Genomic DNA, 25724 nt, shown 5'->3' with positions numbered 1-25724 from the left:
GCCCGTAATAAAGTCACGGACATGCTTGTTGCCCTGACGATCGCGACCGCCGTGGCCGCGCTCGCCCTCGCCGCCTGGTGCGGTTTCGCCGCGTACCGCGACCAGCCGACCAAGGACTGGCACTTCATCGGCATGGGCGTGGTGACCCTGCTGGCCCTGGTCCAGCTGATCGTCGGCATCGTCCAGCTCGCGCGCGGCGAGGACCCGGAGCAGGGCACGACGATCTTCGTGGCGTATCTGCTCGGCTCCTTCGCGTGCGTGCCGGCGGCGGGCTTCATGTCGCTGGCCGAGCGCACGCGCTGGGGCTCGCTCACGGTCACCGCGGGCGGCGTGGTCCTCGCCGTGCTCCAGGTACGGCTCTACGACATCTGGGGTGGCTGAGGTGACGGACACCAAGGGAAGCGTGCGGGCCGACGGTCGCCAGAAGCTGATCACGGGGCCGGGCATCCTGCTGCTGTGGCTGTACGGCGTGATGGTCGTCGGCGCGGTGTCTCGCTCGGCGGTGCAGATCTCGACGGACTTCGACAAGGCCCCGCTCGCGTACTCCCTGTCGGCCCTCGCGGGCCTCGTCTACGGCTTCATCACGTACTCGCTGGTGCGCGGCGGCGACACGGCCCGCAAGGCGGCGCTGGTGTGCTGCGCCGTGGAGCTGGTGGGCGTGCTGGTCGTGGGTACCTGGACGCTGGCGGAACCGTCCGCCTTCCCCGACTCCACGGTGTGGTCGGACTTCGGGATGGGCTACCTCTTCATTCCGGTGATCCTGCCGGTGACGGCGATCTTCTGGTTGGTGAGGGCGCGGCGGACGGGCCGGGCGGGGCGCTGACCGCCGCGCGCGGGCCGGGCGGGGGTCAGGCTCCCTTGGCTCCCGCCGTCGCCGACTCGGCCACCTTCGCCAACTGGGCGTCGATCAACTCCGGGTCGGGCCCCGTGAGTTCCCCGGGCGCCTCCAGGTTCGTGGCCTGGAAGGTGACGACGGTGGAGCCGCTGCGCACCACGGTGAACCGGGCGCTCGCGAGTTCGCCGTGCATGCCGCCCCGGAGAACGTACGCGACGGCCTCGTCCCCGATGCCTTGCGCGGGCCAGTCCCGGACCTCGCCGTAGGTCCCTTCGGCGCTTTCGAACCCCTTGCCGCACTTCTTCACGGCGTCCCGCAGGCCGGCCATCACCTTCTTGGCCCCCGCCTCGTCATGCGCGGCGAGCCCCACGACGAGTTCGGTGCCCTTCGGCTTGTCGTACGTGGTCCCCTTCTCGACGACCGCGTAGGGGTGGAACGCCTTCGGCTTGGGGCTGGAGCTGTAGGACGACATGAGGTCGAGCGGCCGGCACGCGGCGGGGTCGGCGGCGGAGTCGGACTTGCCGTAGGCGGCGGCCGAGCCGTTGTTCAAGGCCCGCGTCTTGCGCCGCGGGCCGATGTCTTCCCCGGTGAGCTCCATGGCCTTCAGCGCGTCAGCCCGCCCTTCCTGCCTCTGCGGCGCACCGCTCTCCTTTTCGGCTCCCCCGGCGCGTTCCTCCCCTTCACCGGAATCGGTGCCGCATGCCACGGCCCCCAGTAGCAGCGGGACCACAAGGGCACTCACGTACTGCGTATGGCGACGCACGCCATAGGCACCTCTACGCACCTGACCATCAACCTTTCGAATCGGACGCATAGCGTTCCCTGAGCTTCGCCGCGAGGCCGATGACCTCTTCGAGACGCTCCTCGACGGCCACCTCCCATGAGCCACTGTCGATCCCCGCGATGACCACAAGGCACTCAGCGAAATCGTCCACGGCAAATCGCTCCGGTGAGAGACGACTGTGATCCTCAGCGCCCCGAGAAGCAGGTCGAAGCACTGGCAGACACCTGCCGCGAATTGCTCCAGCTGCCCCACGACATGACGTATCCCTGGGACGGTTCCAGCCCACCACGGCTACGAGGGCTCGCTACGTTACGCGGCGGGAAACCGTAAATGTTGTCCATCGCTACTGCCGCTGGATGACCGCCATCATGCAGGACCGGAAGCAGCGAATTCAATGAAATAGCCGATCACCGTCTCCAGTGAGCCTGGATCACATCCTGCAACAAACTCGGTTCCGTCACTCTTTGTCGAGATCCAGGACCCATCAGCGCCTCGCTCTTCCCTCTCGCACGTGCGGCCGTAAAGAGTGGTTCGGGTCAGGTCGACAGAGAGGATCCATCCAGGATTATCGGTTGTTTCGATTCGAATGCCGTATGAGTGTTCCCAGTCTCCATCACAGGCGGCCGTGTACCACTGTTGTAGCACCTTCAAGTTCGAGATCATGGGTTTCTTCTAGGAATTTCCCAGGGGGCAGCAGGAATTGCCGATCCATCCGGAAGGTTTACGTGCGGCGTCGGAACTCTTGTCTTAGTCTGCTTGTCATAGTGAGGTTTACCCTTCACATCGACTCGTTTTGTCGGAATGAACGGCCTCGGATCCCGGGGGTCTGACGGCCGGTCATAGGATTCATAGTGGTCGATCTCCCCAGTCGTTCCATCGCGACGAAACGACGTATGCGGCCCTTCCGCGTCTGGGTTCGGACACAGATTTCCAGCGCGAGAATTGTGAACCAGGACCGGCGCCGCCCCCGCCACCACATAGTACGTATGCACATCCGCAACCGTCAGGTTGTGCACCGTCGCCGGCTTGGTCCAGCGTTTGACCGATGTGATCTGGACGTACGTGCCCGAACTCGTCCGCAGCCACTGGCCCTGCCGCAGGTCCGTCGCGTCGATCCACTCGCCGAGCTCCTGGACCCAGAAGGGGTGGCCGTCCGTCGCCGTGACGGAGGACTTCTTCGTGCCCTTCTTGCCGTCGACGTCGATCGTGACCTTGACCAGGCGCTTGGCGCCCTTGCCCTTGATCTCCGCCGTGACCGTGCGGACCTTTGTCTTGCCGGTCTTCGGGTCCGTGGCGACGACCTTGTCGCCGACGTCGACGTCTCTGATCGACTTCGTGCTGCCGTCCGCCATCAGGACTCTGGTGCCAGGAGCGAAACTATTGGCCGTTCCACAGCTTTCCGCTATGTCTTCCAGCCGGTCCGCCTTCTTGTCCAGGCTGCGCCACTTGCCGTAGCTGCTCTTGAGTTTGCCGAGCAGTCCCCAGACCCGTTTGGCGAGGGCGGCGCCCTTCTTCCAGTTCCACAAGTACTTCTTGGCCAACTGGCCGATCTTCGCGCCGATCGCGCTCGTGACGACGTTCAGGATCGTGGCCCCGCAAGAACCGAGGCTGCCGGTGCTGAAGCAGTCGAGCGCGTCCGTGATGCCCAGCTCGTCCGAGAGGATCTGGCCGAGTTCCTTGGCGGCCGCGACCGCGAAGCTCTTCTCGACGTCGGCTCTGGACCGCGCGGCTATGGCCTTCCGCTGGGCCGGGGTCTTGTCCAGTTGGTAATACTTGTAATAGGTCTTCGTGGGCTTGGATTCCCAGCCGCCGTTGCTCTTCATCCGGCACTGCACACCCGCGAGCACGCACTCGTCCGGCTTCAGACCCGTCGGGTCGGAGAGCGTCACCGGGCTGTTGTTGGCGTACGCGTACCCGTTGATCTGTTGCGGGTCCGTGAAGTCGATCAGCGGGTCGGCGGATATGAAGCGGCCGTTCTCCGGTTCGTACTCCCGCGCCCCGATGTGGGTCAGGCCCGTCGACGCGTCGGCCGGCTTGCCGAGGAAGCCCTTGTCGTCCACCCAGGGCTCGGTCACCGCCGTGCCGCGTTCGTTGCCGAACGGGTCCATCCGGCGGCGGGTGACCGCGCCCGACTTCGCGTCCACCGCGGCCAGTGACGTCCCGTGGTGGTCGCCCGCCAGGAACTGCACGCCCTTCGGGGTGCGCATCGCCACCGTCTGGCCCGCGAAGCTGTAGTAGCGGGTCGCCTCCACCGCGCGGGAGTCGGTCTTCAGGGTGAGTTCCATGCCCGGCAGGTACAACGTCTGCTTGCCGGGTTCCTTGCGCAGCAGACGCTCGCCCGAGGCGCCGTACAGGAAGGACGTGGCCTCCGTGTCCGGCTTCGACGACTTGGTCAGCTTGCCCTCGGCGTTCCAGGTCAGGTCCTGCGTCGTCCCGTTCAGCACCCGCTGCGCGGTGTTGCCCGCGGCGTCGTAGGCGAAGGTGTCCTGGGACTTGACGGCCGGGCCGCTGCCACTGCCCGGCGTGTCCGTCACGACCTTGGTGAGGGTGTGCGGGCCGCCGTCGCCCTCGGCGTCCTTGCCGTACGTGTACGTACGGGTCACGTCGGGCTTGCCGCCCACACCGTGCAGGACCTGCTTGCTGCGGTTGCCGGACGCGTCGTAGTCGAAGTCCTGCCAGTAGGCCCCCGGGCCGCCGAGCGTGGGCGCGCTCGGGTCGCTCGCGCACGCCTTGTTCTGCTTGCCGGTGCCCGCGGCCTCGTCGGAGGAGTTGGCCGTCGCCCAGGCGGACTTCAGCCGCCGCTGCCAGTCGTAGCGGAAGCACTGGACGTCCTCCTGGCCGCCCGTCGGGGTGTCGGCGACCGACGTGACGTTGCCGGACGCGTCGTAGGTGTAGTCGGCGTCATACGTGACCGCGTCGACGCCAGAGACGTCCACCTTGGAGTTGGTCAGGCGGTCGGTGCCGCGCTCACGCTCGTAGGTGAGCCAGGCCTTCCTGCCGTCCGAACCGCCGATCGTGCCCAGTTCGAGCTGCTGGAGCTGGGACGTCGGGGCGTAGGACGCCTGCCCGACGTACGCGCCCTGCTGCTGTCCGTCGAGGTTCGACAGGAGCTGGGTCGGGCGCTGCAACTCGTCGTAGGTGTACGTGAGGGTCTCGGGGCCGAGGCCGCCGGCCGCGGGGAGCTGCTGGGACTGGACCGTGCCGTCCGCGTTGTACTCGGTGCTGTACTCGTAGGTGCCCTTGAGCTCCTCGGCGACGTCGCCGCCGAGCACGACCTTGGTGAGTTCCGGCTGGTAGAAGTCGTCGAGGTGGACGTTGAGCGTCGCCGTCTGCACCTTGCCGTCGTCGTACCGGTAGGTGCCGTACGGCTGGCCCTTGGCGATCTCGTCGTAGGTGGTCGCGGTGAGCTGTGTGCCCTTGTCCGGCTCGCCGTCCCATGTGGACGTCGGCCTGCCGAGGACGTCGTACTTCGTGGCCACCGTCTTGTTCCGCATGTCCGTCGTGGCGACGAGACGGTCCAAGGTGTCGTACGCGTACGTCGACTTGCCCGTGTCCGGGTCGGTGGCCGAGGTCTTGCGTCCCCGCTGGTCGTAGCCGTACGACCAGGTGTTGCCCGCCGCGTCCTCGACGGTCTTGAGCTGTCCGGCCGGCGTGTAGCCGTACCGCGTGCTCTCGTAATCCGCCGACGTGCCGGTCGGCAGGGGCTTGTCGCCCTTGTAGCGGCGGATCTCCGTCGTCCTGCCGCGTCCGTCGGTGATCGTCGTCGTGGGTGCCGTGCCCGCCGGCGGGTCGACGTGGACGCGGTCGCCGCCGTACGAGTAGGTGGTGCGCCACTTCTCCTCGTCGGCCACCTGCTGGATTTCGGCCGTCTTGCGTCCCGCGCCGTCGTACCGTGTGACGGTCTGGCCGTCCACCTCACCCGTCGGCTTGAAGACCGTGTCGGTGGGGGGCGTGGCGCTGTAGTAGTCCGACGTCGTCTCCACGACGTTGCCGAGACCGTCGTAGTGCGTGTCGGCGAGGACGCGGCCGCCGTTCGGGCCCTCGGACTGCTGCTGGCGGGGCCGCAGCAAGCCGTCGTAGAGCGTGTACTCGACGCCGTAGGTGCCGTGCTTCTCGCTCTTCTCCGTCTTGACCACGGTCGGTGCGCTCTTGCGGACCAGGTAGGTGTACTTGATCGACGCGGGCTCGCTCTTCGACCGGTCGGCCAGCCAGACGGCGGTGACGCGGCCGAGCGCGTCACGGGCGGTCTCGCTGCGCTTGCCGTTCATGTCGATCTGCGCGGCCGGGCTGCCCCAGGAGCGCACGTACTCGGTGGAGACCTGCCAGCCCAGCGGGTTGGTCTCCGTCTGCTTGGTGGTCAGGCCGTCCGTCTCGACGTACGCGAACTTCGTCTCGGTGCCCTTGGCGTCCGTGACCCTCAGCGGACGGCCGAACCGGTCGAAGTCCGTCGCCGCGGACTCCGTGACCGTCTGGTACGTGGCGGTGGTGCCGTCGTGCTTCGACAGCCGCTGCACCTTGGTCACGTCGCCCTTGACCGGTGCCTCGCCGAGGCCCTTTCCGTCGTAGAACGTCAGGTCGTCGGAGATGACCTGGGTCTTGCGGTCCGGCTTCGTCTCACAGGTGACGGCGACCTTCTCGACCCGGGAGACCAGCTCGTACATGTGCTTGGTCTTGTTGTCCGCGAACTCGGTGCGCGCACACTGGTTGTCGGAACCGTCCCCGATCTTGCCGTAGTCGTCCGTCTCGACCACGCGGCCGGTCTCGGCGTCGTAGCGGCTGGTGGCGGCGGTCTCCTGCCACTTGCCGCCGTCGAGGGCCGTATACGTCCGGGTGGTCTGCGGACGCACGTAGTACGCCTTGCGCGTGCCCCAGTCCTTCACACGTGTCGCTGTGACGTGTGACCACGAGGTGCTGACGCTCTTCGACACGATCTTGTCGGCGGTGTAGGCGCCGTTGTAGGTGATCGTCTCCAGTTCCTGGCCGGAGAGCTCCTCGTCGTCGGCATGCTTCTTGCCGGTGGAGTCCTCGACCTCCCCGCCGAGACCACGCAGGAAGACGTGCTCCGTGCGCTGGTCCGCGGTGCTCACGGTGCCGCCGGACCTGGTCACGCGGACCCTGCCGTAGCCGCGCCAGTCGCTGTGCGTGCGGTACTCGTCCTTGGTGATGCCGTCGGCCTTGGCCTTCTTCCAGCCGGCGTCGCCGAGGTAGTCGTAGTCGCTGACGCGGTTGGGCGCGTCCGTCGTCACGTCGTCCTCGACCACGCGGGCGACGACGTACTTGTGGAACCAGTCGGTGATGGGGTCCTCGGCGCCCGGCGGGTTCCACTTGACCGGGTAGCAGGCCGTCTTCGGCGCGTCCGCCGCCGGCAGATCGCCCGCCTTGCACTCCGCGTCGCGGTAGAGGACGTCCATCCGGCCGCCCGTGCCGTTGTCGACACCGGCGAGGCGGAAGCGGTTCATCGCCTGGATGTTGTCCCCGGGCTTGTCCACCCTGTTGGGCAGCTGGGCGCCGAGCAGCTCCACGGCCGGTGTGCTCACCGTGCCGGATCCGGCGTGGCCCGTCTGCTTGATGGTGTTGAGCCAGAGCGACTTGGAGCTGTCGCCGTTGTCGGTGAAGAGGTGGCCGAGGGACCAGGAGTCGACGTCCGCGTAGCCTTCGCCGTACCGGATCTGCGTGGTGATCGTGTTCAGCTTCTTGCGGGTCCAGAAGGTGGGGCTGTTCTGGCCCTTGCACTTGGTGCCGGACTTGCAGTTGAGGTCCCACGGGACGTCGGGCCAGCGGCCCGCGGTCGCGTCCGTCAGGTCACCGGTCTCGCAGTCCGCCGCCGCGCCCTGGCAGCGCTCGTCGGTGTCGAAGACCATGCGGGCGGCGGCCGGGGTGCTGTAGACCTTGCCGTCCTGCTGGCCGTAGTCGATCCGCTTGAGGTAGCCGCCGCGGGTGTACGCCTTGCCGTTCTCGTCGGTCTTCAGGCCCTGGGTGTAGTAATTGGTCTCCTTGCCGTAGTAGTACGACATGGCGTTGCCGTGCGGGTCCACGACGTAGTCCAGGTTCCACCGCCAGGCCTGCTTGCAGTGGGCGTCGGCGAACGTCGCGGCGTAGCAGGGCTCACCGGAGTCGTCGCCGTAGACGGGAACCGTCCAGGCGGAGCCGGTCTGCTCCTTGCCCGAGGCGTATCCGGGCAGGTTGTCCAGGCCGAAGTAGTACTCGGTGCCGTCGGTCGTGGTGAGGCGCCAGTGCTCGCCGTTGTCGTCGCCGTTGCTCGCACCGGCCAGCTTCTCGACCTTGCTGTTGTCGTCGCCGCTGATCCGCCACGTGTCGGTCTTGTCGTCCTTGATCAGTTCGCCGGAACTGCCGCCGGCGAGCTGGATGGTGGCGTTGTCGTACGCCCAGCACTGGTCGCCGTTGGTCTTGGCGTGGCCGTCGTCGGCACACGGCTTGTAGCGGCGCTCGATGAAGCCCGGCTCGTAGCCGAAGCCCTGCCCGATCCAGGACCCCTGGTTGTTGGTGGCGGCGGTCTGGCCGTCGACGGACTGCGAGTTGTAGGAGAGGCCGACCGAGGGCACGAGTCCGCCCGGAGCGGGCGGTGTGCGCAGAGGATACGTCCAGTTGAACCCGCCCGAGGAGTTGGAGACGCTCCACTCGGCGGACGGCGCCAGCGGGGTGGCGCCGAAGCTGCCCTGGTCGCCGGAGGAGCCGGCGGTCGCGGCGAGCACGGTGGCGGGGCCGGCGGCCCGGTCGCCGCGGGCCCGCACCGGAACGTCGGCGCTCAGCGTCCGGGTCTCGGCGTCGTTGGCCGTCGGCAGCTCACGCCGGGTCGTGCAACCCTTCTTCTCCGGAGTGCTGAGTGCGCACTCCGGGAGCTCCACGAGGCGGAGGCGGGAGCCGTAGCCCGCGCCGTACGCGTCGGCGAACTCGGAGTAGTCGAGGGTGAGGCGCGTACCGGCGGGCTTCGCCGTCTGCTTCCCGGTGCGGGCCGCCCTCGTGTCCTTGCCCGCGTCCGCGAGCGTGAGCAGGACTCCGTCGACGCCTGCGGCCCGCGCCTGCTGCCGTCCGGCGACGGCGACCGTCACCGCTTCGGGAGTCACGGGTCTGTGCCGGGCGTGTTTTCGGGGCGGGCCGACTTCGACGGGCAGGCCCTTCACCTTGACCGTCCGCGTGGCCTCGCCGCCGAGCGACACGGTGTCGGTCGCCGCCCGGGGCCACGTGACGTCGGCCGGCCCCTTCGCCCGCGCCTTCTCCGCCGGATTGGGCCGGCTCTTGCCTGCCTTCAGCTCGGTGCCGGGCACGGGTGCGCCGAGGTCCTTCTGGACGCCCGGGCGGGTGCCGCCCTTGTCGTCGGCCGTTGCCTGCGGGGCGTACTGCGGCAGGAGTCCCACGGCGAGCGAGACACCCAGCGTGACCACGACGGGGCGGCGCAGGCGGGGGCGGCGGCGGGCGGGCCAGGAAGGCAGGCGGAACCACTGTGACGTAGACACGTGTCGTCTCCGGGGGCGCAAAGGAGGGGGGAGGTTTCAGAGATGCGGAGCGGGGCGGGCGACACGTGTGGATGTCGGCCCGCCCCGCCTCCCGGCGGCTAGGTCACCGTGCCGTCCAGATTCACGCCGGACTTCAGGTTCGCGACGGCGGCGACGAGCGGCTCGTCGAGCGCGCCGTCGAAGACACGTACCTCGTCGATGGCCCCGGAGAAGTACTGCGACCCGGAGGTCAGGCCCGCGCGCCCCACCTGGAGGCCCGCCGTGGAGAAGTCCCAGTCGTTGGACCACCGCACGATCTGGCCCGTCCACTCGCCGTTGACGTACAGGCGGACTTCTTCGAACAGCGCGTTGTAGGAGAGGGCGAGGTGGTCGCCCCGTCCCTCGCTGCTGGGCTGGACGGCACCGGCTTCGGCTTCCGTCACCGTGGCGTCGGAGGCGTCCTTCTCGGTCAGCCTGAGCTTCCAGTGCTTGCTGTCCTTGTCGAACCGGACACTGGCCACGGATCCCTTGGTGCCGGGCAGCGAGAACACCGCCTGGGTCGCCGTGGCGTCGGGCGACCCGAGCCTGGCCCGTGCCGTGACCGTGAAACTGGCCTTGGCCTTCAACAGTCCGGGCACGCGGATCGCGTATCCGTCCTTGCCGTTCAGGGCGAGGTGGCCGTCGCCCCACACCGGCTCCTCGGCCGGCTTGCAGTTCGGATCGAGGACGTCGCAGGTGTCGTCCGGCTGGTGGACGGAGGCGCCGCCTCGCAGGGTCATGCCCGGGCCGTCCCTGCGGTCCGGCACCGTCCCGCCGTCGGACTCGTCCATGTCCCAGTAGGCGCGCTGATACGGCGGGATGCCGCCGAGGCTCTGCGTCTCGGACGCGGCGAGGACGCGGTCGAAGACCTGGACGTCCGCCACGGTGCCCTTCAGGTTCGCCGTGTATCCGGCGGGTTCCAGCGCCCGCCCGATCTGCAGGGAGCCGCTGGCGTTCCACGTCGTCGGGCGTTCCTGGATGTCGCCGTGCACGAGCGTGCCGTTGACGTACATCCGCATCGTGCCCGCGCTGCCGCCCCCGGCCTCGTCCTTGTCGTAGACCCCGACCAGGTGCGTCCAGTCGCCGGGCACCGCCTTCGGCCCCCGCACCTCCCAGGAGACCGTCGAGTCGATCTCGCTGTCGGGCGCCAGGAAGGACCACCGTCGGGAAGCGGCGTCGTACCCGAGCGAGAAGCCCGACTGCGCCGATCCGTCCTGGCTGACCACGCTCATCGACGTCGTCGGCAGTTCGGGGAGCAGCACCCAGCCCGCGACCGAGAAGGTCTGGTCGGTGTCGACCACGTGCTGACCGGTGTTGAGGTAGGCGCCGCCGGTGCCGTTCAGTGTCGCCGCCGTGCGCACCGAGCCGTGCGGGCCGTCGTCGCCGAAGGTCACGCCGGAGCCCGCGGTCGCCGCCTGGGTTCCGTCGCCGCCCGCAGCCTGCCGCGAACCGACGGGATCGGCCAGCGCCCAGGACGCCTTCGCCGAGCGTCCCTTGGCGACCCGGAAGCGGTAGGACTTGGTGATCTCGCGGTTGTTGCCCGCGCGGTCCTCCGCCTCGACATACAGCGTCACGGGGCGCTCCCGTTGCGGCATCCACCGCACGAGGGCCGGCCTGCCCGGGGCGCTCGGTACGACGGTCCGCTCCGCCTCGCCCGTGAACTGGTAGCGGTACTTGACCACGTCGGTGCCCTCGGAGTGCAGTTCGAAGGTGCCGTACTCACCGACGCCCGCGTGCCACTTCTCGTCGTTGGGGTACTTCTCGGACTTCACCTCCGGCGCGTCGGGCTTCGTCGAGTCGAGGATGAACTCGCAGCGCGTACCGCTCCCTTCGTGGCTCCACGGGCCCCAGGACTCGTCCGACCCGCCGATGTCGTCGCCGCCGCGCACCCACCAGCCGATCACGGTGTTCTGCGGCAGCGTGAAGGACGCCGTGCCGTCGCCGCGGATGTCCTCGCCCACCTTGTAGGTGAACTCCTCGAAACCGCTGTCCCGGCTCCGGTCCGTGTTCGACTGCTGGTAGCCGGTCGTGACGACGTACTTCTTCTCCCGGCCGTCCTTGTCCGTCCAGAAGATCTCGAACTGGGCCCGGAGCTTCTCCGTGTTGCCCTTCACGTCACCGTGGTCGGGGTCCCACACGATCGCGGAGAGCGTCGGTGTCTTCTTCGTGTAGTGCTTGGTGGCTTCTCCGTAGGCGCACTTGCCGCCGGGGTCCATGGACAGTTCGTCCAGCTTCGGCTGGTAGGGCGGCCGGTTGTACGTCACTTCCAGCGCCGCGTTGTTGCAGAACCGCTTCCATGACACGTATGAGTCCTCGGTGGCGGCCTGGAGCCCGAACGTGGTGGTGTCCCAGCCGCTGGACGCCGCCTTCTGCACGGTGCCCCGCACGTCGAAGCGCACGTTCTGGTTGGTCGCCGAGCAGGATCCGGTCGTGTCGGTCGGTGACTCGGACGCGATGTGGTCCTTGCTCGACGGGCGGTTGGACCAGTTCGTACGGGAGTTGATGGCGCTGCCGCCGGAGCTGTTGACGCGGTGCAGCTGCACCGAGCGCGCCTCGCTGTTGTACGTGTGGACCAGCGTGATCGCGAATTCGGCCTTGAGGATCCTCTTGTCCTCGAAACTGCCCGTCGGCAGCGCGTAGTACTGCCGCTGGACGTCGTCGCTGCCGGTGCAGCGCACGGAGTAGTTCGCGGGGCAGCGGCCGACGCCCTTGCCGGACTCGATGCCGTCGTCGGAGTTGGGGAACTTCCATCCTTCGAGGCTCGGCTTCGCGGAGGACACCCAGGTCCAGGAGGTGCGGCTCTTCGTCCTCGCGACCGGGTCGATGATCACCGGGTAGCGGGTGGCCTTGCCTCTGAGCAGGCTCAGGTCGGGCTTCAGGGTCATGGTGTCGCGCCGCAGGCCGAGTGAGACGTCCGCGACCCGGGCGCCGTCGCCGGGCGCGGCCTGTGCCAGCGCCGCTGCGCTTCGGTGCCGCGCGCCGGCGGCGCTGTCGCCGCTGGAGTCCCACATGACGGGCTGGGGCGCCTCGAAGACCGTGCCGCCCGTGCCCGCGTCCTTGGCGACGAGTCCGCCGCCGGCCGTCTCGCGTACGTCGAGGCCGCGGGCGGTGAGGGGCAGGTCGATGCCGGTCAGCCGCGGATCGGCGGCGGCCTTGGCGGACTTGACGACCAGCAGGTGCGCGAAGCCCTCGGGCTCGGCGCGCACGACCAGGTCGACGTCCGGCAGGACCGCGCGGTAGGTGGCGGTGGCGCCCTTGATCTCGGGTGCGGGGAGCCGGCCGGGCCAGGACAGGGCGAGCGTCTTGCCGTCGCGCGCCATCGTGGCGAACGGGCCCTCACCACCGCCGGAGAGCGTCACAGCGGTGGGGGTGGCCTTGGGAGCGAAGCCGCCGTTCGGCTGCTCGACCAGCGTCGTGTCGATGTCGGTCCAGCTGTCGCCCTTCCGGGTACGGACCGGCTGCGCGTACTCCTTGGTGGTGAAGGTGCCGTCCGGGTTCGCGAACGTCTGGCCGCGTTCGGTGCGCCGACCGAGGACTTCGACCCGCTTCCCTGACGCGCCCGCACGCCGGGCGGCCGCGTCGCTCGTCGGTTCGGCGCCCGGCGCGGCACGTCCGGATGCGGGCGCCCGTTCGGACGGCACCGCGGTCGCCGCGGGCACTGCGGTGACTCCGGCCGCCAGCACGGAAGTGATCAGCCCCACCGTGACGGCCGCTCCGCGCGCACGCCGCACTGCCCAGCTCTTCCCCATGTCCCCTGATCCCCTGCGTCGAGAGCCGCCTGCACCGCGGCCGGAGTGCGGGCGGGCACGCCGTGGCGCACGCGCCGCCCGACGGCGCCTATCGAATGTCCGAGCCGAACGCCTTGCCCTCGTCCGGGATGCCCTCGGTCCCCGGCTTCACCGTGCGCACCGACCCCGTGCCACCGTCGATGTGCTTCCAGGACATCGCGTACACCAGGCCTTTCCGGTCGGCCGGCGTCTTGCTGTAGGGCACTCCGACGTACAGGTCCTTGTACGTGGCCCACAGCCCGAGCCCCGCGAAGTCACGCGCCTCGGCCGTGCCCGGCAGGCCGTTGCCCCGCGTGAGGACCTTGGCTCTCCCCGACGGGCCGAGGGGCGACAGGACGTGGACGGCGCCCGCGTTCTCCATCTCCCCCACCTCCTGGTTGGGGACGCTGACGGCCAGCCTGATCGTCTCGGCGGTGCTGATCGCGCCCGGGTCGGTGTTGCCGAGGGCGACCCGCTGGCCGAAGAAGTCCGCCGTCGCGGGCCGTTCCTCGCCACCGGACGCCAGCCGGTCGATGAAGCCGACTTCGGTGAGCGCGCCGGACGGTTTGATCCGGAGGACCGTGACCGCGCCCGCGTCCGCGACCGTGCCCACGTTCTCGTTGGGTGTCCCGACGGCCAGCAGTGCGTCCGTCTCGGACTCCGCGCCCGAGGGCCGGTAGGGGACCATCGACAGAGCCGTGGCGAACCGGTCGTCCTTGGCGGAGGCGCCCGACACCAGGGCCGGGTGGTTCTCGTCCACGCCGTCCAATGCTGTCGGACGCCCGTCCTCGATGGTGTGGTTGAACAGCGTCACCGCGCCGGCGAATGACTCGTCGCCGATCGCCTCACCGGGCGCCCCGACCGCGATGAAGCGACTCGTGGCGGCGAGGGAGCGTCCGAACCGGTCGTTGGCCTCCGCCACCCCGGGCACGTCGGGGTCGTCCTGGTTGACCGTGGTCTCGGTCGTGCCCTGGACGTAGTGGACGCATCCGGCGTCCGAGACGGCACCGATGGCCTCCCCCGGCACGCCGATGGCCAGGTACGGCTTGCCTCCCGACTTGATGCCGGCCGCCAAGGCGTAGCCGAAGAGGTCCCCGGCCTCGGTGACGGTGCCCCCGTCGAGACCGGCCTGGGTGTAGCTCTTGATGGTGGAGCCCGCGCCTATCCCCGCGGGCCTGCCGTGGATGACGTAGACGGCTCCGGCGTCGGCCTGGGGGCCGTCGGCTGTGGTGACGTCCTCGTACGGGGCGCCCACGACGAGGTCGTCGCAGCCGTCCTTGTCGGCGTCGTACATGGCGATCGAGGCGCCGAACTTGTCGCCCGTCTCGGGATCGGCGGCCATGCCGCTCAGGGACTGGGAGATCTCGGTGACGCCCTTGTCGCCGCCGAGGACGACGCGGACCAGGCCGGCGTTCGCCTTCCCCGCGACCGTGGCCTCGGGGTCGGCGACGGCCATGTCGCGGATGCCGTCGCCGTTGAAGTCCGACCCCAGACCTGCGGTGCACGAGACGGCAGCCGCGGGCGATGCGCCGACCGAGAACGACGTCGTGGCCGCGACGACAAGGGCCGCGGCCACTCCCCACCTGGTCGCCCGTACGCACCCGCACACGCTTGGCATCAACTCCACAGCCCCCACCCAAGAGTTACGGAACATCGTCACAGGATGTTCACAGCGGGCTGAGTTAAAGCTCCACCCAGCCAGGGCGTCAACGTGACGCAGGACACACGCATCTGACGCGAGGCCATCAGTGGTGACTGAACGTATGCGTATGCGACGACTCCCGGCCATTCACCGGTCGCCCGTGGAACAAGGGGCGGAAGCGCTTCACGGGGGCCGTGTGGCGCTCTGTGGGGCGACTTGGTGCCCCATGAATCAGCCATCCCCTGCGACGGGGCGGCTCGGGGGCATTACGGAACGCGAGGAAACGGCACGGGAAAATTGGCGGATCCGCCGGGTGAAATGTCCGCGTGGCGCCGCGGCGGAATCGATGCAGGGCGCCGCGCACATGCCGACGGCCGACGCGAGCACCCTGGGACGAGGGCGTTCGGGTCGGCCGGCCGGTGCCAGGGAGCCAGTGGCTTCGCTAGGCGCTCGCCACGTACGCGCGGGTGTCGGAGTCCTTGGCCAGGGTCACGACGGTGAGCCGGTCGTTCACCCGCCGGGTCTGCACGGGGGCGTAGCCATGCTTGCGGTAGAGCTGGAGGTTCTGCTCGCTGCGGTGGCCGGTGAAGAGCTGGAAGCTCTTGGTGGTGCCGTCCGCGCCGAGCTGTCGCTCGATCGCGTTCAGGAGCCGACCGCCCAGGCCGTGCCGCTGCATCCTGGGGTGGACGATGAGCTTGCCGATCCGCGCCGTGCCGTCGGCGTCGACCGTGCCGCGCACGGAGGCCACCACCTCGTCGCCGAGGCGGGCCACCAAGACGGTCCCCGTGATCAGTTCGGCCTTGATGGAGTCGAGGGACTGGGTCAGCGGCTCGATCGAGTAGTCGCCGTAGAGCTCGGCCTCGCTCTGGTAGCAGAGGTACTGCAGTTTGAGGATCTGCTCGGCGTCCGCTTCCGTCGCCTCCGAGATGGTCACGCTCATGCCCATGTGTGCATGCCTCCCGCTCACCTGCTCCACCGGTTGTCTAACGCTCCTTTCCCCGCGGTTCAGGAGCTGCAACCTCCGCCGCCAGCATTCTGCGCAGGCATCCCAGGCATCGGGAACGTTCCGGCCCCAGACTCCCCTGTGACATTCCCAACTCCCCTGCGATTTCTCGGTAGGTGAGGTCCTTGGGGGACAGCAGCGCGGCCATGAGGCGGGGGCAGCGGCCGGGCAGCCTGCGCACCGCGGCGTGCAGGGTGCGGTGCCGGTCGGCGGTCAGGGCGCGCTGCTCGGGGCCGCGGTCGGAGTCGTCGGCGGGCTCGGCCGCGTACGCCACCTCCTGCCGGCTGGTGCGGCGGGAGCGGCGCGCCTCGGACTGGACGGCGCCGCGCAGCCATAGCGCCGGGTCGGCGGGCGGACCGTCGGACTCCAGGCGCTCCAGCAGGCGCAGCCAGACGGCTTGTTCCAGGTCGCGCGCGTCGGCGCCGGAATCGAGTGCCTCCGCGGATGCCTCGGCGGCGAGCAGCGGACGCAGGGTGGGGATGAGCGTGGGAATGAGCTCGTACGTCATGCACGGCGGGACGCGGCCGCTCCGGCACGAGGTTGCCGGAGCGGCCGTCTCTCACCCCAACCGGGGGCGCTCACCCAGTCGTTGACGGGGCGCCGCTCAGTCCCTGTCGAAGTCCGCGGCGGCCAGCAGCGCGGTGTCCGGGTTGTCGGAGAAGATGCCGTCGATGCCCGTCTCGAAGTAGGCCTTGAGGGCGCCGAAGGCGTCTCCGTAGGCGGCCGGGTCGGTGCCCTTCCTCAAGTTCGCGGGCAGGAAGGTGTTCTCGTTGCGCATCGTGTACGGGTGCAGGATCAGGTCCGCCTCGTGCGCGTCCTCGACGAGCGTGGTCGGCGTGCCGAGGCTGCCGTCGGCCTTCTTCGGGATGACCAGGTCGAGCGTCGGACCGATGCCCTGCGCGAAGCGCGCCATCCACCGCAGGCCCTCGGGCTTGATCAGGTCGGCGACGGTGCGCGGGTCGCCGGCCTCGACGAAGTCCCAGGGGCGGCTGGCGGCGCTGGAAAGAAGGACGATGCGCGGCGCGGAGACCAGCTTGGCCAGACGCTGGATGCTGCTGGGTTCGAAGGACTGGAGGAAGTTCGGCGAGTTCTTCTTGTGGCGGCCGTAGCGGCGCAGGAGCTTGGCGAGCGGCTCTTCGAGGCCGAGGCCCAGCCCACGGAAGTAGGTGGGGTGCTTTGTCTCGATGTGCAGCCAGATCGGCTTGCCGCGCTTGCGGCCCTGCTTCTCGGCCCACTCGAAGACCTCTTCGAGGGTGGGCACGTCCCAGCGGCCGTCATAGAGGGTATTGCGCTGGCGGGTGCCCGGGATGCGCTCCTTGGCGCGCAGCGTCTTCAGTTCGGCGAGCGTGAAGTCCTCGGTGAACCAGCCGGTGAGCTTGGCGCCGTCCACGGACTTGGTGGTCTTGCGGGAGGCGAACTCGGGGCGCGCGGCGACGTCCGTCGTCCCGGTGATGTCGTTCTCGTGACGGCATACGAGGTGGCCGTCCTTGGTGGGGACGATGTCCTGCTCGATGACGTGGGCACCCATGTCCAGGGCGAGCTGGTACGAGCCGAGCGTGTGCTCTGGCCGGTAGCCGCTGGCCCCCCGGTGCGCGACGACGGTCGGCTTCGGCAGGCTCTCGTACCCGCCGTGCCCGTGCCCGGGTCCGTGCCGCTCGTCGGCTCTCGCCACAGTGGGCAGGCCGACCGCGGCGGTGCCCGCGCCGAGGAGCGCAGCCCCCAGTACCGCTCGACGCCCCCGGCTCGTCCCCGACTGCTGCTGACCCGACTCCTGCGTCGCCATTGGCGCTCCTCCCGTTGTGCATCCGCCTTGCACCTGACAAAGCGGGACTGATCGTAGGTGGCCGCGAGTGACGTGTGGGAGACCCTGGACGGAACGGCGGGGTGACGCGGCATGGCGAATGGGCGCACCATGGAGGCTGCGGCCCGTGCGGAAGGGCCGTTACGCAGAGAGAAGTGTGTGGGTGACAAGGACCACTGCTTCGGGCCACACCGTTCCCGCGGGGATACGGTCGTCGCACGGGCCACGCCCCGGGGCGACGTGGCACAGGGCCGTGTCAACACTGCGTATCGGGTGCGTGAACCCGATGTGCAAACGGCGGTGACCCGCGAGTACCGTACTCACCTGCACTTACTCGTCACCTACTCGTCGTCGACCCGTTGATACCGGAGGGCCTGTTGTCCCGTCTAGCGCTCATCAAGGCAGTGCTCGGACCGATCTTGCGCCTGATGTTCCGCCCACGGGTAGAAGGCGCCGAGAACATTCCCGGGACCGGGCCCGTCATTCTGGCCGGAAACCACCTGACGTTCATCGACTCGATGATCCTGCCGCTCGTGACCAACCGTCCGGTGTTCTTCATCGGCAAGGACGAGTACGTCACCGGCAAGGGCCTCAAGGGCCGCCTGATGGCGTGGTTCTTCACGGGCGTCGGCATGATCCCGGTGGACCGGGACGGCGGGCGTGGCGGTGTCGCCGCGCTGATGACCGGTCGGCGCATTCTCGATGACGGCAAGGTCTTCGGCATCTACCCCGAGGGCACGCGGTCGCCCGACGGGCGGCTGTACCGGGGCCGTACGGGGATCGCGCGGCTGACGCTGATGACGGGGGCGCCGGTCGTGCCGTTCGCGATGATCGGCACGGACAAGCTTCAGCCCGGCGGCAAGGGGTTGCCGCGGCCGGGCAAGGTGACGGTTCGTTTCGGCGAGGCGATGGAGTTCTCGCGGTACGACGGCATGGATCGTGACCGTTATGTGCTGCGGGCGGTGACGGACTCCGTGATGACGGAGGTCATGCAGCTGTCCGGGCAGGAGTATGTGGACATGTATGCGACCAAGGCCAAAGCGGCGTAGCCCTGCGGGGCTTGGGCGGTTTGTTGGTGCGCCCGCGTCGGTGTGGGGGGCTTTTGCCCTCCGGGCCGGGGCGGGCGTTTCGTGTTTTTGCGGATCGCGGGTTATGGGTGAGGGGTGGGGGCGGTTCGTCTGCGGGTTTGTGGGGGCTGATCGCGCAGTTCCCCGCGCCCCTTGCGGGGCGACGGCCGGTGGATTCGTGCGGGGGGTGTGGGGGTTGCTCGCGCAGTTCCCCGCGCCCCTTGCGGGGCGGGGGGGTGGTCAGGGGTCTTCTGGGGTTTCTGCGAGTTTTTGGCCCTTCAGGAGGAACCACGCTGCTACCGCCGTCGCCAGGAGGACCGCCGCGCCGGCCGTCGCCGCCAGTCTCAGGCCGTCGACGAATGCCGTCTGGGCCGCTGCCAGCAGGGCGTCCGCCTGGTGGGGCGGCAGGTCCGCCACCGACTCCACGGCGCCGCCCAGGGATTCGTGGGACGCCGACGCCACGGCGGGCGGGGTGCCCGGTGGGGCCGTGAAGTCGCGGTAGACGCCGGTGACGATGGAGCCGAGGAGGGCGATGCCGAGCGCCGCGCCCAGTTCGTACGCCGTTTCCGATACCGCGGAGGCCGCGCCCGCCTGTTCCTTGGGGACGCTGGAGAGGATGACGTCGGCGGTCACCGTGAACGAGAAGCCCGCGCCGATGCCGACCACCAGCAGCGAAGCCCCGAGCAGCGGATAGCCGGTGGACTGGCTCAGGCCGGTGAGCGCGGCGAGCGATAGCCCGACCGCCGCCAGTCCGCCCGCGACCACGATACGGACGGAGAAGCGGCGCGCCACCACGCCCGCGACCAGGCCCGCCGCCACCGCGCCCACCGCGGCCGGCAGTTCGGCGAGGCCCGCCTCGAACGGCCGTCGGCCCTGCACCAGTTGCAGGAACTGGGAGAGGAAGAAGACCAGGCCGGAGAGGCCGAGGACGGTCAGCAGGTCGGCGAGCACCGCCCCGGAGAAGCCCCGGTTGCGGAAGAGCCGCATGTCAAGGAGCGGCGCGTCGAGGGTCAGTTGGCGGCGTACGAACCAGGTGAGCGCCGCCGCGCCGACGACCGCCGCCACCACGACGTCCCAGCGCAGGCCATGCGCGGCCGCCTCCTTGATGGCGTACACCACGGCGATCATGCCGATGAGCGAGAGCACGACGCTGACCAGGTCCCAGGGGCCCGGCGCCGGGTTCTTCGACTCGGGGAGCAGCTTGATGCCGACGAGGACCAGGACCGCCATCACCGGCAGGTTGATGAGGAAGACCGAACCCCACCAGAAGTGTTCGAGCAGGAAGCCGCCGACGACGGGCCCGACGGCCGCGCCCGCGGACGCCATGGCGCCCCAAATGCCGACCGCGAGGCTGCGCTCGCGCGGGTCGTGGAAGATGTTCCGGATCAGCGCGAGCGTCGACGGCATGAGGGTCGCGCCCGCGACACCGAGCAGCGCGCGGGCCAGGATCATCAACTCCGGGCTGGTGGCGTAGGAGTTGAGAACGGAGACCGCGCCGAAGGCGACGGCGCCGGTGAGCAGCAGCTTCTTGCGGCCGATGCGGTCGCCGAGGCTGCCCATGGAGACCAGCAGTCCCGCGATGACGAAGGAGTAGACGTCACCGATCCACAGCAGCTGGGTGCCGGAGGGCTTGAGGTCCTCGCTGATGTACGGCGTCGCCAGGCCGAGCACGGTCGCGTCGACGGCGACCAGGAGCACGGCGAGGACGAGCACGGCGAGCGCGAGCCAGCGGCCGGGGCCGCGCTCCACGTCGGCCCCGGCGGCCCGCTGGTGGGTGCTGGTCATGACTCCACTCTCCGCCGTGCGCCGCCGATCAGCAGCTCGGCAATCATGTACGAGAAGTCCTTGGCCGCCACCCGGCCGTCCTGCACGGCCCAGGCACCGGAGCCGATGAGGCCGTAGAGCGCCTCGGTGAGCCAGGCGGGCGTCAGGTCGATGCGGAATTCGCCGCTCTCCTGGCCGCGCCGGAAGAGCGCGGCGAGGCGGGCGTCGATCCGCGACCAGCCCTCGTTCTGCGTCTCCCCCTCGAAGAGCTGGTTCTCGGTGTAGAGGAACGCGAGGAGCCCGGCGGCGGGCTCGATCTCCTTCACCAGGCGCCGCAGGGCCTCCTGCGCGCTGCCGTCCCGGAGCCCCGCCCGGTCCAGGGCCGCCTCACACTCCTGGAGCCCCAGGTCCTCCAGGGCGCGTACGAGCGCGTCACGGCCCGCGAAATGGCGGTGGAGGGTGGCCCTGCTGATCCCCGCGGCGCGGGCGACCTCGTCCATCGTGGAGGTGGACTTGCGGGTGAGCAGGGCCGCGGCGCTCCGCAGTACCTGGTCGCGATCGACTGACATGAGACAACCATAAGCCTATTGAGACGGATATGTCTCAGGGGGTCCCTGGGCGGCCTGGCCGGTGCCAGGCCAGGGCCGCGCGCTCAGTGCCAAGGCAGGACGGCCTGGTCAGTACCAAGGCAGGACGGCCTGGTCAGTGCCAGGGCAGAGCCGCGCGTCGCGCCCAGTACTCCGCCGGCTCCTCCACCAGCCCCGCGAGGCGTTCCAGACGGTCCGCGTCCAGGTCCACGGCGGCGGCGTGCAGGTTGGAGACGAGCTGGACCGAGGTCGCCGCCCCGGACAGGACGACACCCGCCCACGGCTCGCGGAGCAGGGCCGCGAGCGCCACCGCGTCGCAGTCGAACCCGGTCCCCTCGGCGACCTCGCGCAGCGGGGCGGGCGCCTGCGGGGCGGCGAGCCGGCCGTTGGCCATGCCCTCCTTGATGATGACGGTGAGACCCGCGTCGTGCGCCTCGGCGAGCGCCGGCCCCGCCGAGGTCTCCAGGAGGTTGTACGTGGCCTGGACCGTACGGAAGAGCGGCTCACCGTCCACGGTGACCTCAAGGGCGGCGCGGATCGCCGCCGCCTGCCCGGGACCGCTCACCGAGAGGCCGATGGTCACCCCCTCGGCCGCCAGCCCCGCGAGGCGCGCGTGGAGTTCCTTGTCGGTGAGCGCCGGGCTCTCGGGCGTGACGGAGTGGATCTGGTAGAGGTCGAGCCGGTCGCCGAGCAGCTCGGCGCTCTCCGCCCGCTGCCGGTCGTAGGCGGCGACGCTGTGGTCCTTGACCTCGTGCGCTCCCTCGACGTCGGTACGCCAGTCGGCCGTATACGTGTAGCCCCACTTGCTGCCGACGACGACGTCACGGTTGTCGGGCCGGGCGTGCAGCCAGTCGGCCAGGAACTCCTCGGAACGGCCGTACGAACGCGCCACGTCGACGTAGCGGACCCCCGACGCGTACGCGGCGTCGAGGAGTTCGAAGGTGCGCTCGCGCAGGGCCTCGACGCTGCGGGACGGCGGCAGGTCGCTCTCGCGGCCCAGCGTGATGTAGCCGGGCCTGCCGACGGCGGCGAGGCCGATCCCTATGTGCGCGGTCGGGGTCGTGGCCGCGGCCAGCCGGGCGAAGGGCATCGCGGGCTCCTCCTGGTCGTAGGGGATCTTCCCCCGCCAACGTAACCCGCGACGCCCTTCGCCACCCACGCGGGCCGTCACTCCCGCACGGCCGTCACTTCCGCGCCGCCGCCCACTCCCGCTGCGCCGCCAGGTCCGCCTTGACCTCCGCGAGCTGGACGGCGACCGCCGAGGGAGCGGTGCCGCCGCGGCCGTCGCGCGAGGCGAGGGCGCCGGGCACGTTCAGGACCGTGCGGACCTCGGGGGTGAGGTGCTCGGAGATCTCGGCGAACTGATCGTCGGTGAGGTCGTCCAGCTCCTTGCCCTCGGCCTCGGCGGCCTTCACGCACTCGCCCGCGACCTCGTGCGCGACACGGAACGGCACGCCCTGCCTGACCAGCCACTCGGCGATGTCGGTGGCGAGCGAGAAACCGGCCGGGGCCAGCTCCGCCATGCGCTCGCGGTGGACGGTGAGCGTCGCCATCATGCCGGTGAAGGCGGGCAGCAGGACCTCCAGCTGGTCGCAGGAGTCGAAGACCGGCTCCTTGTCCTCCTGGAGGTCGCGGTTGTACGCGAGCGGCAGCGCCTTCAGCGTGGCGAGCAGCCCCGTGAGGTTGCCGATCAGGCGGCCCGACTTGCCCCGCGCCAGCTCCGCGATGTCCGGGTTCTTCTTCTGCGGCATGATCGACGAGCCGGTCGAGAAGGCGTCGTGGAGGGTGACGAAGGAGAACTCCTTCGTGTTCCAGATGATGATCTCCTCGGCGATCCGCGAGAGGTTCACGCCGATCATCGCGGTGATGAAGGCGAACTCCGCGACGAAGTCACGGGAGGCCGTGCCGTCGATGGAGTTGCCCGCGCTGCCGCGCTCGAAGCCGAGGTCCGCGGCGACCGCCTCCGGGTCGAGGCCGAGGGACGATCCGGCCAGCGCCCCCGAGCCGTACGGCGAGACGGCCGTCCGCGTGTCCCACTGCCGCAGCCGCTCCGCGTCCCTGGAGAGGGACTGGACGTGCGCGAGGACGTGGTGGGCGAAGAGCACCGGCTGGGCGTGCTGGAGGTGCGTGCGGCCAGGCATCGCGACGTCCGGGTGCGCCTCGGCGAGACCGATGAGCGCGCCCTGGAGGTCGGCGATCAGGCCGCCGATGATCCGCGCGTGGTCGCGCAGGTACATCCGGAAGAGCGTCGCCACCTGGTCGTTGCGCGAGCGTCCCGCCCGCAGCTTGCCGCCGAGGTCGGGGCCGAGCCGCTCCAGGAGGCCGCGCTCCAGGGCGGTGTGCACGTCCTCGTCGGCGATGGTGCCGACGAACGAGCCGTCGGTCACATCGGCTTCGAGGCGGTCGAGCCCGGCCAGCATGCGGGTCAGTTCGTCCTCGGTGAGCAGGCCCGCCTTGTGGAGCACACGCGCGTGGGCACGGGAACCGGCGATGTCGTACGGCGCGAGGCGCCAGTCGAAGTGGACCGACGCGGACAGCTTGGCCAGGGCCTCGGCGGGCCCGTCGGCGAACCGTCCGCCCCAGAGCCGGACGTCACCGCCGTTGTTGCTGCTCACTGCACGTGCTCCTCAGGCTGTCGCTTGCGGGTTCACCGATATGCGTTATGCATGAGTATGCAGAACTCTGCATGCTTCGTCAATTCTCGAAGTCGTTAGTCAGGTGAAGGATTTCGGGGATAAATTCGGCACCATGGGAAAGACCTACGAACGCATAGACGGCCGGCTCCGCACCTTCATCGAAGAACAGCCGATGTTCTTCACGGCGACCGCTCCCCTCTCCGGTGACGGCACGATCAACCTCTCCCCCAAAGGGCTCAAGGGCTCCTTCGCGGTCATCGACGAACTGACCGTCGCCTACCTGGACTTCGCGGGCAGCAACGCCGAGACCATCGCGCACCTGCGCGAGAACGGCCGCGTCACGCTGATGTGGTGCGCCTTCCAGGGGCCGCCCAACATCGTGCGGGTGCACGGCCGCGGCGAGCCCGTCTTCCGTGACGACCCGCGCTTCAAGGATCTGCTCGGCCATTTTCCCGGCATCGACCCCACGCCGCACGGCCTGCGCGCCGTCATCCTCGTGACGGCCGACCTCGTCCGGGACAGCTGCGGCTACGCGGTGCCCTGCATGACGTACGACGAGGACCGCGATCTGCACGCCAAGCGCTTCGCACGTGAGGACGACGCCTCGCTGAACGCCTACTTCGGCAAGAAGGAGTACATCGCGCAGAGCATCGACGGGCTACCCGGGCTGCCGCTTCCCCTGCCGCCCTCCACCGTCTGAGCCACGGGCCCACCGTCCGGCCCACTCCGTGTAACGACCACATACCGAGACGGGGTTGCACGCGTGCGGGGGCGGGGCGTTGCATCGCGCCGTGCGACCCGAACAGACGATCCCTCATCCCGCCGACGACACGAGCGACGCCGACAAGGCCGCCCGCCGCGCCGTCACCGTCTTCCCCGTCCTCGTGCTGGCCGCCGGCGCCCTCGGCCTCGCCGTGCCGGGGGCGTTCGAGGGCTGGGGCACGAGCGTCCCGTACCTGCTCGGCGTGGTGATGTTCTGCATGGGGCTGACCATGACCCCGCTGGACTTCCAGGGCGTCGTCAAGCGGCCCTGGGCCGTGGCCCTCGGGCTCGTCGCGCACTACGTGATCATGCCGGGCCTCGGCTGGCTGATAGCCCACGCGCTCGGCCTGTCACCGCAGTTGGCGGCCGGAGTGATCCTGGTCGGCTGCGCGCCGAGCGGCACCGCCTCCAATGTGGTCACCTATCTGGCGCGCGGCGACGTGGCGCTGTCCGTGTCGGTCGCCACCGTGTCGACCGTCCTCGCGCCGCTGGTCACGCCGCCGCTGACGCTGCTGCTCGCGGGCGAGTACCTGCCCGTCGACGCGGGCTCGATGGTCACGGACATCCTGAAGACCGTGCTGCTCCCGGTCATCGCCGGGCTCGGCGTACGGCTGCTCTTCGGGCGGTACGTGGACCGGGTGCTCGGCGCGCTGCCGTGGTTGTCGGCGCTGACCATCGCCGCGATCGTGGCGATCGTGGTCGCGGGCAGCGCCGCGGCCATCAAGTCGGCCGCGGCGCTGGTGTTCCTCGCGGTGTTCCTGCACAACGGCCTGGGCCTCGCGCTCGGTTACGGCGCGGGCAAGCTGGCCCGCCTCGGCCCGCCCGCGTCCCGCGCCATGGCTTTCGAGGTCGGCATGCAGAACTCGGGCCTCGCGGCGTCCCTGGCCACGGCCCACTTCAGCCCGCTGGCCGCGCTGCCCTCAGCGGTGTTCTCGGTGTGGCACAACATCTCGGGGGCGCTGGTGGCGGCGTGGATGGCGCGCAGGAGTGCACGCCCCTCCGGCAGCTGAGGCCGGGCCGGGCGCGGCCCGGGGTCACTCGTTTGAGGCCAGCCGCAGCAAGTGGTCCGCCAGCGCCTGGCCGCCCGCCGGCTCCCTGCTGATCAGCATCAGCGTGTCGTCGCCCGCGATCGTGCCGAGGACGTCGTGCAGCTCGGCCTGGTCGATGGCGGACGCCAGGAACTGGGCGGCGCCCGGCGGCGTACGCAGCACGACGAGGTTGGCCGAGGCCTCCGCGGAGATCAGCAGCTCCGCGGAGAGGCGCCGCATCCGCTCCTCCTTGGCCGACTCCCCGAGCGGCGCGCGCGGGGTGCGGAAACCGCCCTCGCTCGGCACCGCGTAGATGAGGTCGCCCTCGGCGTTGCGGATCTTCACGGCGTTCAGCTCGTCCAGGTCCCGCGAGAGCGTCGCCTGGGTGACGCTCAGACCGTCGTCGGCGAGCAGCTTCGCGAGCTGGCTCTGGGAGCGCACCGGCTGCCGGTTGAGGATGTCCACGATCCGGCGGTGGCGTGCGGTGCGGGTCTGCGGCACGGCGGGACCCGCGTGGTCGCCGTGCTCGTTGCCTTGCGCCTGGCTCATCGTCGT

Annotated in this window: 19 protein-coding genes; 5 read left to right on the top strand and 14 right to left on the bottom strand. The window is 69.9% G+C overall.

Annotated features, from left to right (window positions below; genetic code table 11):
- Positions 1–21: 21 nt before the first annotated feature.
- Positions 22–381: a hypothetical protein gene (locus ACF062_RS28460; RefSeq protein WP_392142487.1), complete on the top strand. Its 360-nt coding sequence runs from the start codon at positions 22–24 to the stop codon at positions 379–381.
- Positions 374–823 (top strand): hypothetical protein, encoded by a 450-nt coding sequence (locus ACF062_RS28455; RefSeq protein ID WP_392142485.1) that lies wholly within the window; start codon positions 374–376, stop codon positions 821–823. Before ACF062_RS28460 ends, ACF062_RS28455 begins: the two co-directional genes overlap by 8 nt.
- 25 nt (positions 824–848) lie before the next feature.
- Here the strand turns inward: ACF062_RS28455 and ACF062_RS28450 are convergent, their stop codons facing one another.
- The 9 genes from ACF062_RS28450 to ACF062_RS28410 form a co-directional block, all read right to left on the bottom strand.
- Positions 849–1433 carry a hypothetical protein gene (locus tag ACF062_RS28450; protein ID WP_392142483.1) on the bottom strand — a complete coding sequence of 195 codons (585 nt, stop codon included), beginning with the start codon at positions 1431–1433 and terminating at the stop codon, positions 849–851.
- 193 nt (positions 1434–1626) lie between these two features.
- On the bottom strand, positions 1627–1770 hold the full coding sequence (locus ACF062_RS28445; RefSeq protein WP_392142481.1) for a hypothetical protein: 144 nt from the start codon (positions 1768–1770) through the stop codon (positions 1627–1629).
- A 215-nt stretch (positions 1771–1985) separates the two neighbouring features.
- Positions 1986–2282: an immunity 53 family protein gene (locus tag ACF062_RS28440; RefSeq protein ID WP_392142479.1), complete on the bottom strand. Its 297-nt coding sequence runs from the start codon at positions 2280–2282 to the stop codon at positions 1986–1988.
- On the bottom strand, positions 2279–9094 hold the full coding sequence (locus tag ACF062_RS28435) for a polymorphic toxin-type HINT domain-containing protein (protein WP_392142477.1): 6816 nt from the start codon (positions 9092–9094) through the stop codon (positions 2279–2281). The genes ACF062_RS28440 and ACF062_RS28435 overlap by 4 nt, the downstream gene beginning before the upstream one ends.
- A gap of 98 nt (positions 9095–9192) precedes the next feature.
- Positions 9193–12861, bottom strand: coding sequence for a LamG-like jellyroll fold domain-containing protein (locus ACF062_RS28430; RefSeq protein ID WP_392142476.1), 3669 nt, complete (start codon positions 12859–12861; stop codon positions 9193–9195).
- Positions 12862–12949: 88 nt separating this feature from the next.
- Positions 12950–14455, bottom strand: coding sequence for a VCBS repeat-containing protein (locus ACF062_RS28425; protein WP_392142475.1), 1506 nt, complete (start codon positions 14453–14455; stop codon positions 12950–12952).
- Positions 14456–14963: 508 nt separating this feature from the next.
- Positions 14964–15467 carry a GNAT family N-acetyltransferase gene (locus tag ACF062_RS28420; protein ID WP_392142473.1) on the bottom strand — a complete coding sequence of 168 codons (504 nt, stop codon included), beginning with the start codon at positions 15465–15467 and terminating at the stop codon, positions 14964–14966.
- A 37-nt stretch (positions 15468–15504) separates the two neighbouring features.
- Entirely contained in the window at positions 15505–16032 is a 528-nt protein-coding gene (locus tag ACF062_RS28415; RefSeq protein ID WP_392142471.1) for an RNA polymerase sigma factor, read from the bottom strand.
- 96 nt (positions 16033–16128) lie between these two features.
- The gene (locus ACF062_RS28410) at positions 16129–17307 is read right to left on the bottom strand and encodes a glycerophosphodiester phosphodiesterase (RefSeq protein ID WP_392142470.1); all 1179 of its coding nucleotides are present in this window, start codon (positions 17305–17307) and stop codon (positions 16129–16131) included.
- Positions 17308–17684: 377 nt separating this feature from the next.
- Here ACF062_RS28410 and ACF062_RS28405 point away from each other — a divergent pair, with 377 nt between their 5' ends.
- Positions 17685–18374, top strand: a complete 690-nt coding sequence (locus ACF062_RS28405) for a lysophospholipid acyltransferase family protein (RefSeq protein ID WP_392142468.1) — start codon at positions 17685–17687, stop codon at positions 18372–18374.
- A 258-nt stretch (positions 18375–18632) separates the two neighbouring features.
- Here the strand turns inward: ACF062_RS28405 and ACF062_RS28400 are convergent, their stop codons facing one another.
- From ACF062_RS28400 to argH, 4 genes are all read right to left on the bottom strand, one after another.
- Positions 18633–20177 (bottom strand): MFS transporter, encoded by a 1545-nt coding sequence (locus tag ACF062_RS28400; protein WP_392142466.1) that lies wholly within the window; start codon positions 20175–20177, stop codon positions 18633–18635.
- Complete coding sequence (locus tag ACF062_RS28395) at positions 20174–20725, bottom strand: TetR/AcrR family transcriptional regulator (protein ID WP_392142464.1); 552 nt, start codon at positions 20723–20725, stop codon at positions 20174–20176. The genes ACF062_RS28400 and ACF062_RS28395 overlap by 4 nt, the downstream gene beginning before the upstream one ends.
- 133 nt (positions 20726–20858) lie before the next feature.
- Positions 20859–21833 carry an aldo/keto reductase gene (locus ACF062_RS28390; protein WP_392142462.1) on the bottom strand — a complete coding sequence of 325 codons (975 nt, stop codon included), beginning with the start codon at positions 21831–21833 and terminating at the stop codon, positions 20859–20861.
- Positions 21834–21927: 94 nt separating this feature from the next.
- Positions 21928–23358, bottom strand: a complete 1431-nt coding sequence (argH, locus tag ACF062_RS28385) for an argininosuccinate lyase (RefSeq protein WP_392142461.1) — start codon at positions 23356–23358, stop codon at positions 21928–21930.
- Between the two features lie 133 nt (positions 23359–23491).
- Between argH and ACF062_RS28380 the strand changes: the two genes are divergently transcribed.
- Positions 23492–24079, top strand: a complete 588-nt coding sequence (locus ACF062_RS28380) for a pyridoxamine 5'-phosphate oxidase family protein (protein WP_392142459.1) — start codon at positions 23492–23494, stop codon at positions 24077–24079.
- Positions 24080–24170: 91 nt separating this feature from the next.
- Positions 24171–25151 (top strand): bile acid:sodium symporter family protein, encoded by a 981-nt coding sequence (locus ACF062_RS28375; RefSeq protein ID WP_392142457.1) that lies wholly within the window; start codon positions 24171–24173, stop codon positions 25149–25151.
- Between the two features lie 24 nt (positions 25152–25175).
- On the opposite strand, the gene ACF062_RS28370 is transcribed toward ACF062_RS28375, so the two are convergent.
- Positions 25176–25718, bottom strand: a complete 543-nt coding sequence (locus tag ACF062_RS28370) for an arginine repressor (protein ID WP_223773610.1) — start codon at positions 25716–25718, stop codon at positions 25176–25178.
- Positions 25719–25724 lie beyond the last annotated feature (6 nt).

This window comes from Streptomyces sp. NPDC015345 (assembly GCF_043078805.1).
Taxonomy (GTDB): Bacteria; Actinomycetota; Actinomycetes; order Streptomycetales; family Streptomycetaceae; genus Streptomyces.
Note: the sequence above shows the minus strand (reverse complement) of the source record. Positions and strands in the feature narration are given on the sequence as shown.

Excerpts from the sequence above, each read along its gene's own strand:
- ACF062_RS28400 (WP_392142466.1), bottom strand. The coding sequence starts at position 20,177 with ATGACCAGCACCCACCAGCGGGCCGCCGGGGCCGACGTGGAGCGCGGC.
- ACF062_RS28410 (WP_392142470.1), bottom strand. The coding sequence starts at position 17,307 with ATGGCGACGCAGGAGTCGGGTCAGCAGCAGTCGGGGACGAGCCGGGGG.
- ACF062_RS28380 (WP_392142459.1), top strand. The coding sequence starts at position 23,492 with ATGGGAAAGACCTACGAACGCATAGACGGCCGGCTCCGCACCTTCATC.
- ACF062_RS28450 (WP_392142483.1), bottom strand. The coding sequence starts at position 1,433 with ATGGAGCTCACCGGGGAAGACATCGGCCCGCGGCGCAAGACGCGGGCC.
- ACF062_RS28395 (WP_392142464.1), bottom strand. The coding sequence starts at position 20,725 with ATGTCAGTCGATCGCGACCAGGTACTGCGGAGCGCCGCGGCCCTGCTC.
- ACF062_RS28415 (WP_392142471.1), bottom strand. The coding sequence starts at position 16,032 with ATGACGTACGAGCTCATTCCCACGCTCATCCCCACCCTGCGTCCGCTG.
- ACF062_RS28430 (WP_392142476.1), bottom strand. The coding sequence starts at position 12,861 with ATGGGGAAGAGCTGGGCAGTGCGGCGTGCGCGCGGAGCGGCCGTCACG.
- ACF062_RS28460 (WP_392142487.1), top strand. The coding sequence starts at position 22 with ATGCTTGTTGCCCTGACGATCGCGACCGCCGTGGCCGCGCTCGCCCTC.
- ACF062_RS28420 (WP_392142473.1), bottom strand. The coding sequence starts at position 15,467 with ATGGGCATGAGCGTGACCATCTCGGAGGCGACGGAAGCGGACGCCGAG.
- ACF062_RS28440 (WP_392142479.1), bottom strand. The coding sequence starts at position 2,282 with ATGATCTCGAACTTGAAGGTGCTACAACAGTGGTACACGGCCGCCTGT.
- ACF062_RS28390 (WP_392142462.1), bottom strand. The coding sequence starts at position 21,833 with ATGCCCTTCGCCCGGCTGGCCGCGGCCACGACCCCGACCGCGCACATA.
- ACF062_RS28370 (WP_223773610.1), bottom strand. The coding sequence starts at position 25,718 with ATGAGCCAGGCGCAAGGCAACGAGCACGGCGACCACGCGGGTCCCGCC.